The sequence below is a fragment of the Rhizomonospora bruguierae genome, from assembly GCF_018397995.1.
GTDB classification, from domain to species: domain Bacteria; phylum Actinomycetota; class Actinomycetes; order Mycobacteriales; family Micromonosporaceae; genus Rhizomonospora; species Rhizomonospora bruguierae.
Window position 1 is genome coordinate 1 of the sequence record NZ_BBQH01000106.1, and the last position, 9530, is coordinate 9530.

The following is a 9530-nucleotide window of genomic DNA, read 5'->3' on the forward strand; positions in this document are numbered from 1 at the left end:
GCCGGCAGGGTCGCGGACAGCAGAACGACCGAGCAGCCCATCGACCCCAGCCAGGTGAGCAGCTTGCACAGAACCGCCCGCATATAGTCGTCGTACGCATGCGCTTCATCGACGATGAACACCTTGCCGGACAGGCCAAGCAGTCGCAGAGCGTTATGCCGGGTCGTCAGCGAAGCCATCAGCGCCTGGTCGATCGTGCCCGTGCTCAGCCCAGCAAGCAGCCCCCGCTTACGCCCCCGCAACCACTGAGGAACCAACACGAGGGCCTCTTTGTCGGAGACGACGCCGCTACCCTCGCCCAGGTGGCCTGTGGACGACTTCGTGTACGCAGCACTCAGCCAGGACATGCTGTGCAGCAAGGTGACCGCTGTCGGCCCTTCCGCGACGCGAGCAGTGAACTCCTTGACCCGGCCATACATCTGATCGGCAGTAGCCATCGTCGGCAACGCGAAGTAGAAACCACTCGCGCCGGAACGCTCAGCCAGAACCAACGATGCAAGCAGCGCCGCCTCTGTCTTCCCATCCCCGGTCGCAGCGGTCATGACAAGCAGACCCGGCCCGTCAATCCGAGGCAGTAACTCGTCCTGCACCGACCGCTGCAACGCGTTCGGCTCGAAGGGGAAAAGCTCCTCGAAACTCGCCTGCCGCAACAGCGGAACGCCAAGCCCGGCCTCCCGCAACAGGGCAGCCGCATCATCCTGCAAACCGGCCAGATGCGCGGCGATGACCTCGGTCGACGACCCAGTCGGAACTCGCGACAGCTGCCGCCTCAGGAAATGCTCCTGACTGGCCAGCCAGTCCGCGAGGATGATCAGACCAGTGACCAGCACCGCGACGTTAGCGTCGATCCGCGCAGGCAAAACTGGACTCCCCAACGCCGCAGTGAGCGTACGAACCAGCACCTGCCGCTGAACAGCCCACCCACCCCCACCAAGCTGGCCAACCGCCGGATCGCGCACGGGTGAACGGAAAAACCGGCCATGATGCCCACCAAGCATCTGCGCCACCCGGAAGCCAGGCCGTCCGCTCCTCGGCTCACGCGCCAACGGGCCGCCCTGGTCCAGCAACCGCATAACAGCGACCTGCGATGCCCGTTCATGTCCCAGATCCCGACGGCCGGCGTCACCACCGTACGCTGGATCGCCGCGAAGCAGCGCGAATGTCGCCTCACACTGCGCCTGAAACCCCGGCGTCGCCTTACCAAGATCATGCAGACCGGCCCAAAGCATGACGAGGAGCTTCGCCTGGCCCTCATTAACGCCCAGCCCACGAGCGATGAAACGCCGCTGACCCGCCGTCAGGTAAAGACGCCAGACCGCTCCAGCCACCGCCGCCGTATCCACCAAATGCCACAACAACGGATACGGAGCGGAAAGCCCCCGCTCCTTACCCCAGATCCGAAGATCCACATCTATGTCGCGATCCACCAGCCAGCCCCCACCAACAAGACGAAGCAATCGAGGCCCACAGCACAACACAGCGGTACGACAAGACACCCCCTACCGAACCAGGTCCCTCAACCACCCCGATAAAGTCCCAGTTCACGAAGGGTCCTCCCCACGCCCGTGGGGGTGCTCCGACATGCAGCCGGTCGGTGCCGAGGGCGTTGGTGTCCTCCCCACGCCCGTGGGGGTGCTCCGGCGACCTGGACGGCGATCAACACCGCCCGGACGTCCTCCCCACGCCCGTGGGGGTGCTCCGCCAGCATCACCTACAAAGCCGTGCTGGTGGAGGTCCTCCCCACGCCCGTGGGGGTGCTCCGACCAGGTCACGCAGGTCGCGCGGGCCGTCGAGGTCCTCCCCACGCCCGTGGGGGTGCTCCGCTGTCGGGAGTCTTCAAGCTGGTGGAAACCGGGTCCTCCCCACGCCCGTGGGGGTGCTCCGGCCGCGCTGGTCGCGCGACTGACGGCGGCCGAGTCCTCCCCACGCCCGTGGGGGTGCTCCGGTCCTGTCGGGCCTCGGCGTGCTGGGCGCGGAGTCTCCTCCCCACGCCCGTGGGGGTGCTCCGCCGCTCGGTGAGGCTCTGGGTGGCTTCTTCCTGTCCTCCCCACGCCCGTGGGGGTGCTCCTTCCGTGTAGGCACGCGGGACACCCAGGCCGAGGTCCTCCCCACGCCCGTGGGGGTGCTCCGAACATCCCGATCACCCTCGATGCGGTGATCGGGTCCTCCCCACGCCCGTGGGGGTGCTCCGTGGCTGACCATCCTCGAGGCGCCGCTGCGGCTGTCCTCCCCACGCCCGTGGGGGTGCTCCCTCCGTCCGCGATGCGTCCGCTGACCCGAAGGCGTCCTCCCCACGCCCGTGGGGGTGCTCCGCCCAAGGGGTCCATGCGGCACGTCGGCAAGGGGTCCTCCCCACGCCCGTGGGGGTGCTCCGGCCGACGCTACGTGGCGCATCCATGCCGTCCAGTCCTCCCCACGCCCGTGGGGGTGCTCCGATCAACATCACCGTGGCGGCGTGCACCCCGAACGTCCTCCCCACGCCCGTGGGGGTGCTCCGGACACGAGCACGATGACCGCGCAGGAGCTGAGGTCCTCCCCACGCCCGTGGGGGTGCTCCGCTGATTGGCGACCACGACGGGCGGGTCACCGTGTCCTCCCCACGCCCGTGGGGGTGCTCCGCCGATCGCGTAGCCCACGCTCGTGAACAGGTGGTCCTCCCCACGCCCGTGGGGGTGCTCCGTCGGCTACACCCCGGACCTGGCCGCCGGCGTCCTCCCCACGCCCGTGGGGGTGCTCCGGTGGGCTTGGCCGGCGCCCTGGTCGGGGTCTCGTCCTCCCCACGCCCGTAAGGGTCGTCCGCGTCCATGATCAGCGGGTCGACGGGGCTTTCGGCGCTGAGCCGGTAGCCGCCCTCGCGGCCGGCGACGGACTCGATGGGCAGCCCGGCGGTGTTCAGTTCCTCGATGTCGCGGTAGATGGTGCGGACGCTGACATCGAAGCGGGTGGCGAGTGCGGTGGTCGAGACCCAGCTCTTGGACCGTAGTTGCTGCACGATGCCGATGTGGCGGGCATAGCGCTGGTTGACCACGATTGCTCCTGACCTGGCGACTGTCACCATTGTCAGGGTTGCGGCGTGTGGTGGCTAGATCATCGATCGACCGCGCGGCGATAGGTGTCGAGGAGGGCGGTGCCGGCGGTCGCGGCCGTGTAGTGGGCGAGGTGCTCGGCGACGCCCTTTGCCGAGGGCGAGGGCTGCTGGCAGCGGGTGACGATGGCCTTTGCCATCTGGTCATCGTCGTATGGGTCGGTGTAGGTGACCAGGTCACCAGCTATCTCGCGGTTGACCGGGATGTCGGCGGTCAGCACGGGTGCGCCTGCGGCCAGCGCCTCGTGGACGGGCAGTCCGAAGCCTTCGTAGAACGAGGGCCAGATGAACGCGGTGCAGGTGGCGAAGTGTTGCGCTAGGAGTTGGTTGTCGATGTGGCCGAGGACGGCGATGTCGGGCGCGCCGTTGGTAGGGAAGCCGCGTTCCCAGCCGAGCCGGCCGACGAGTTTCAGTTGCGGGGGCACGGTGTCGGGGGCGGCTTGTCGGGCGAGTCGGAAGGCGCGGACCAGGCGGGGGATGTTCTTGGTGGGGATGTAGACGCCGACGGCGAGCAGGAACGGCTGTGCTGGCGGTCGGGCCGTGGTGCGGGCGTGGTGGAGTTGGGCGGCGAAACGGCTGTCGATGAAGTTCGGCACGACGGTCAGCGGCTGCGTGGGTTCGCCGAAGACGTTGACGATGTCGGCGCGGCTGGAGTGGGAGACGGTGATGATCGCGCGGAGCTGCGGGTGGTGGAGTTGGTCGCGTAGCAGGTCGTTGTCTTCCTCGCGGATGCGTTTGACCATCAGCTCGGGGTACAGGTAGCGGCCGGGGTCGTGCAGTGTGTAGACGGCGGGGTGGTCGAACTGGCGGGGTAGGTCGAACGGGTAGTGCACGAGGTCGGGCTCGAAGCCGCGTAGCGCTCGGGTCAGGGCGTGGGCGTGGCGGGTGCTGACGGTGAGCACCTGGACGTGCGGGTAGGCGTCGGCGGGGAACGCGGCCCGCTCGCTGTCGCGGACCACTACGGCGGTGTGGACGTGCTCGTGCACAGTGCCGAGGGCTTCGAGCAGGAGCAGGATGTAGCGTTCGACGCCGGTCTGGAAGCTGCCTCGCCAGTAGCGGGCGTCGATCGCGACCCGGATTCGGGTGTCAGTTCCGGGCACCGGAGCGCACCCCCACGGTCTTGCCGATGGTGCTGACCCACTGTTCCGTGTCGGTGGTCAGGAAGTCGAGGACGTGTTCGCCGAGCTGTCCCCAGCGTTGGTCGATGAAGTCGGCGACCGCCTCCGGGGTGGGGTTGGGGTTGTCCAGGTAGAGCCGGCCGATGACGTCGATGACGTAGGTGTCGACGTGGGGGTTCCTCCGCTGCCGTAGACGAGGTTCGCGGTGAGGTTCGCGGTGTAGGGGCCGACACCCTTGACGCCGAGCAGATCGGCAATCACCTCAACCGGTGGACGGCTGCGCCAGTCCACCCAGGTGTAGCCGACCTCGGTGAGGTAGCCGGCGACGTTGGTGAGGTCTTTCGCGCGGAACCCGACCTTGCATTCGCGGAGTTCTTCGTCGGTGGCGGTGGACATCATGGGCGGTGTCGGGAATACGTACACGGGTTCGCCGGCCACCGTCTCGCCGCTGGGCTCCCCGAAGGCGGCGGCGAGGTTGCGCATCATGGCGTAGATCCGGTTGAAGTTGGTGCGCTTGGCGCAGACCACCCCGCACAGTGCCTCGAACACCTCGGGGTAGAGCTTGCCGCGACCGAGGCCGCGGTGGTTGACGGCGGCTTGCAGGACCGGATCGCCGGCGGCGAGGGCAACGATCTGCTCGTACGGGTAGTCGAGGTGCAGGCAGCGCACCAGCGCGGCGCGGACCTGGTCGATGCCATCGGGCACGGCGTCGTCAATGGTGACCCGGGCGGTGAGCTGGTTCGGTGCGCTCTGCCTGATCCGGGCGACGGCGTGGTGGGCGTCCTTGGGGCCGATACGCAGCGGACGGACCAGCTCATCGCCGTGGCGGACCCACGGATAGATCAGGTAGGTCTCCAGGGCGTAGGTGAAGTCGACGTGGGTGTCCAGGTCGAGGACAAGGTCGTGGACGCTCATCGGGCCTCGATCAGGTCGTCGCGGTAGCGCAGGACCGGGCTGTCGTTGTCGAGGTGCAGCTCGATCGCGCCGCCGATCGGCAGCGGGATCTTGCGGGGTGTGTGCCCAAACTCGACATTGGTGATCACCGGGAAGGCTCCGCCGACGCAACGTACGATCAGGTCGTCCCAGGTCGGGTCGGGTGCGTCTGCCTGGTTGGTGTCCACGGGCACGCCGACGACGAGCGCGGCGATCCGGTCGAACACGCCGGCCAGCCGCAGGTGGGTGAGGGCGGCGTCGATGTCCACCCAGCCCACGAAGACCTCTTCGAGGATCAGGACGGCACCGTCGAGGTCGGGCAGGTAGTCGGTCCCGACCAGCGCGCGGATCGTGCCGAGGTGGCCTCCGACGACCGGGCCTCGCACGGTGGCGCCCCGGCCGCGCGCGATCCTCCAGTCCTTGCCGGGGACTTCTCGACCGGTGAGGCCGCCGGTGATGGCATCGAAGAAGGCGGTGGCGGTCTCCTCGTGTACTGGGCGTTGGAAGAAGTCGTACCCGGAGGGGCCGTGCAGGGTGAGCAGGCCGGTGCGGGCGTAGATGGCATTGAGCAGGATGGAGGGGTCGGACATGCCGGTCAAGATGGTGGGGTTGGCGGCAATGGCGTCGTAGTCGAGCAGGGGCAGCAGGTGCGCCGCACCTTTGCCGCCGGTGGCAGGCACGATGAGCCGCACGTCCGGGTCAGCGAAGGCGGCATTGAGGTCAGCGGCGCGTTGCCCGGCCGGGCCAGCGAGGTACCCGGTGGTGGCCCGGCAGCTTGGGTAGGTGCGCACCTCGTATCCGCGACTGTGCAGGTAGCTGACGAGCCGATCGAGGTCGTCGCTGCTCACCGGGGATGAGGCGGCGACCACCGCCACGGTGGAGCCGGGCGGCGCGGCCGGCGGCCGGATCGAGGTGGGCATCGTCCCTACCTTTCTGGTTGATCGTCTGGTGCGGCGTCGCGGACAACGCGGAAGCCCACGAGGTGCCCGCAGTGCTCGGCGGATTCCAGGGGGCGCACGGTGGTCCGCAGGAAGTAGGTGTTGGCGCGGGTGTCGCCGCCTCGGTACTGCGGGTGGTCGCGGTAGCTGCCGGAGCACCACTGCCATACATGGCCGGTCATGTCCTCGACTCCGAACGGCGATGCCCCCCAACAGTTGGCGGTAATCGTATGAAGGGCCGAGCCTCGGGCGAAGCAACGCGGCGTCGCGGGCATGGCGGAGCCCCAGGGGAACCAACGGCCGTCGGTGCCGCGAGCGGCGAACTCCCATTCGTCCTCGGTGGGCAGCCGGCCGCCGGCCCACAGCGCGTAGCGCTGCGCCCAGGCCCAGGGCACGACGGCCGGGAGTTGCCCCGTCCCGAACGCTGGTTGCACATCCCCGACCGGCCCGAGGACGTACTGCTCGGCGGTCGCTTCGACAGCCGCGGCCTGTTCTGCTCGATCGGCCGTACGGAGGAAGGCGGCGAACATGTCGCGGCTGACCAGGTGCTGATCCATCCAGAACGGCGTGAGGTCGACCGGCCGCGGATCTTCACCGATGGGGTCGAGCCCGAACACGGACCGGACCACGGCGCGGTCCTCCGCGCGAAGCCCTAGGGTGGCCGGGCCGCCTGGGACGAGCACCTCGGTTGCGCCGTCGCTGTCCCGCAGCCGGGTCTGTGCCGGCTTCTCGGGCGCCGGATGCAGGGTGGCGTCGAGATACCGGGCCATGACGGTCAGAAGATCGTCGGGGCTTTCCCCGTCCCGGGTGACGGTGCTCCCGGTGAACGACCACCCGGCCCCGTCCGGTACTGGCTCGGCCCAGTCCTGGTGGGCGTACCACTGGGCGTAGGTTTCGTTGCGGCCGTTGGGCTGCCATCGGGCGGTCAGCTCCTTGACGCTACGGCCGAGCACGACGGCTTGGGCCTGGCCGAGCATGCGCCGCTGGGCTCCCGCCCACAGCAGCCGGCAGCTTGCCAGGAACGAGTCCAGCCGGGCCGGGCCGTCCGTCGGGTAGGTGATCTCGGCGCAGCCGATGATCTCGTCGGCGAGGTCCGAGCCGTGGTAGGTGACCCGAAACGCCAGGACGCTCCAGGCCGGGTCGGTGACCAGGGCCGCCAACTGGTCGGCGGTGCGGCGCGGGGTGGTCATGTTGAACTGGTTGGTGCGGGCGTGCAACTGCGCGAGCCGCCGCAGGGTCTCCTCGTCGGCCGGGTCCTCGATACACACGATCTCCGGAACGAGTTCGCCACTACGCCGAGCCTGGTAGTAGCGGGTCCGCTGCAGGTCCGAGGTCGTCGGCGACTGGTCGCTGCCAGGATGTAGCTGCCGACACAGGTCGCTGACCAGCAGCGGAGTGGCCGCCACCGCGGGCACGTGCAGCGCCGGGTACGCGGCACGGAGGCGCTCCTGCTGGCCCGGGTTGTCGTCGATGAACACCGCGTGATGAGCGGCGATCTGGTCGAAGTAACCCAAGGCCCACGTGATCGCGGCGGTCTTGTCGATGTCCGGGGCTGCCCACAGCTCCGCCAGCGGCACGGCCGGATCAACACCATCGAGGGCGGCCTGCGCCTCGACCGGGTCGTTCTTACTGATGCCCGCCATCAGGACGCCACCCCGCTGCCGCCCGGCGAGGTGCTGCCGCCACACCCGGTGACCGAGCTGCCCGACGATCCCGCCGACCGTGAGCGCATCCGGCAGGCCGTCCTCGGCCACCGTGCCGGGCCACAGCACTCCATCGAGGTCGGTCAACACCACCTTGGGCGCGGTAGCCAGATGCGGGGCGAGCGCCTGCCAGTGCGCCCAGGCCAGGTCCACCAGACGGTTCCACAGGTAGCCGACACGGTCGCGCCGGCCGAGCGCCTCCAACCCGGCGGCCACCGCCGGGAAGTTCTCACCAGTGGTCAGCACGTCGAGGTCGGCCAGCCGATGCACAGGCACCACCACCGCACCGGCGGCCGTCGCCGTCTCGGCCACGGCCGTATTCGCCTGCTTCACGGTGTGCGCCGATACCGGGTCGGCGTAGGGCAGGGTCTGGACCAGCACCAGACCCGTCCGGCTGTCAACAGCGGACAGCCGTTCCCGCAGCGCGGCGGCCAGCGTGGTCTCGGCCTGGTCGGCGTTGGCGTACACTGCGCTCGCGGCATCCAGCGCCGCCGTTACCACCACCGTGACCCTCGCTGGTGTCTCCTGCGCGTCCCCGAGCCTGGCTGCGAGCCGTTGCACCAGCGACGCCAACCCGGGCAGTCGTGCCCCGTCCGGGACGAAGCCGATATCCAGGACCTCGGTCTCCGGCTCGCCGGCGAGGTCCGGCCGTTCGAGATCGGCCAGCCAGCGCATGTACCCGACCGTCATCGTCGCCTCCTACCGCGCCCCGATGTCGAAGACCAGCCGCACCACCGTGCCGGTGGCGTAGTCCCATACCGGGTCACAGCCCAACCCGGCGATCACGCCCGCTACCTCCTCCACCGTCAACGCCCGGCCAGCGGGCAGGCCGGCATAGTGCGCGTTGACGTCGGTGACGCCCTTGAGTGCGAGGATCTGCTCGGCCTGCGGGGACGCGACCAGCGACGGTGCGACGACGTTGACCCGCACACCGTTCCGGGCCTCCTCCTTGGCCAGCGTCAGCGCGAGCGCCTCCAACCCCGCCTTGGAGGCGGTGTACGCGCCATTGCCGCCCCCTGCCACGCGCACGGTGTCCGAGCTGACCACCACCAGCCGGGCCGCCCCGGCACGTGCCCGCGCGGCGAGCGCCTGCCAGGCCGTGACCGGGCCGAGCGCGTTCACCGCGAACAGCCGGGCGAACTCCTCCAGGGGTGTATCCGCCACCGGCCGTTTGGAGGACGCAACCCCGACGGTGAACACCACGACGGCCAGCCGGTCAGGGGCGGCATCAAGGCTCTTCGAACTTAAGCGGGGTTGAGGTGTCCGCGGTGCCGGCGGGTGGTGGCGGCGCGGGTTCGTAGGCGTTGATTTTCGGGGTTGCGGAAGCCGTAGGCATCGCGGGCGATGGTCTTGATGACGCGGTTGGTTCCTTCGGAGCTGGCGTTGGTGATCCCGGTGTGCAGGAACGCGAGGATTTCGGGCCACCAGGTCTCGATCGTGGTGGCGAGCCGGTGCAGTTCGGGCAGGTCAGTGGCGGGGCAGCGGGCGTAGAAGCGGTGCAGTAACCCGGTGATGGTTTCCCGGTCGGGATAGGCACGCGTGGTGGCGAGCAGGTCGAGCAGGTCTTCCTTGGCGTTCCACGCTGCCAGGATCGGCGTGCCGATCTTGCGGGGCAGGGCGGTGAGGGTGTCGACCAGGCGGTCGACGTGCCGGGCGTGCATGCGGGCCGCTGAACGGGTCAGGCGATTGCGTAGCTGCCATTCGGGGTCGCTGGCCCGGCCACGGCGGCCACGGTGGGTCGCGGTCATCCGCC

Annotated in this window: 7 protein-coding genes, 1 pseudogene and 1 CRISPR repeat array; all 8 genes and pseudogenes read right to left on the minus strand. The window is 69.3% G+C overall.

Annotation, left to right across the window (positions count from 1 at the left end; genetic code table 11):
- The coding region (locus KJS59_RS29805) for a CRISPR-associated endonuclease Cas3'' (RefSeq protein WP_213457199.1) at positions 1-1427 on the minus strand (1427 nt) is incomplete at its 3' end.
- A gap of 123 nt (positions 1428-1550) precedes the next feature.
- Positions 1551-2799: a CRISPR direct-repeat array (repeat unit 29 nt; unit sequence GTCCTCCCCACGCCCGTGGGGGTGCTCCG).
- A 52-nt stretch (positions 2800-2851) separates the two neighbouring features.
- Positions 2852-3058, minus strand: a pseudogene (locus KJS59_RS32395) (helix-turn-helix transcriptional regulator); the annotation flags it as partial.
- 29 nt (positions 3059-3087) lie between these two features.
- Positions 3088-4185 carry a glycosyltransferase family 4 protein gene (locus KJS59_RS29815; RefSeq protein ID WP_213457201.1) on the minus strand — a complete coding sequence of 366 codons (1098 nt, stop codon included), beginning with the start codon at positions 4183-4185 and terminating at the stop codon, positions 3088-3090.
- Between the two features lie 57 nt (positions 4186-4242).
- Complete coding sequence (locus tag KJS59_RS29820; RefSeq protein ID WP_213457203.1) at positions 4243-5118, minus strand: DNA-3-methyladenine glycosylase family protein; 876 nt, start codon at positions 5116-5118, stop codon at positions 4243-4245.
- Entirely contained in the window at positions 5115-6056 is a 942-nt protein-coding gene (locus KJS59_RS29825; RefSeq protein ID WP_213457205.1) for a S66 peptidase family protein, read from the minus strand. Before KJS59_RS29825 ends, KJS59_RS29820 begins: the two co-directional genes overlap by 4 nt.
- 5 nt (positions 6057-6061) lie before the next feature.
- A complete protein-coding gene (locus tag KJS59_RS29830; protein ID WP_213457208.1) occupies positions 6062-8467 on the minus strand; it encodes an SUMF1/EgtB/PvdO family nonheme iron enzyme in 2406 nt (801 codons plus the stop codon).
- A 9-nt stretch (positions 8468-8476) separates the two neighbouring features.
- The gene (locus tag KJS59_RS29835) at positions 8477-8989 is read right to left on the minus strand and encodes an SDR family NAD(P)-dependent oxidoreductase (protein WP_283775933.1); all 513 of its coding nucleotides are present in this window, start codon (positions 8987-8989) and stop codon (positions 8477-8479) included.
- A gap of 32 nt (positions 8990-9021) precedes the next feature.
- Positions 9022-9530 (minus strand): transposase (locus KJS59_RS29840; RefSeq protein WP_213457212.1); only part of this gene is annotated, 509 nt, incomplete at its 5' end.

What these genes read in the sequence shown, in the direction of transcription:
- KJS59_RS29830 (WP_213457208.1), bottom strand. Translation starts at nt 8,467, where the DNA reads ATGACGGTCGGGTACATGCGCTGGCTGGCCGATCTCGAACGGCCGGAC.
- KJS59_RS29825 (WP_213457205.1), bottom strand. Translation starts at nt 6,056, where the DNA reads ATGCCCACCTCGATCCGGCCGCCGGCCGCGCCGCCCGGCTCCACCGTG.
- KJS59_RS29820 (WP_213457203.1), bottom strand. Translation starts at nt 5,118, where the DNA reads ATGAGCGTCCACGACCTTGTCCTCGACCTGGACACCCACGTCGACTTC.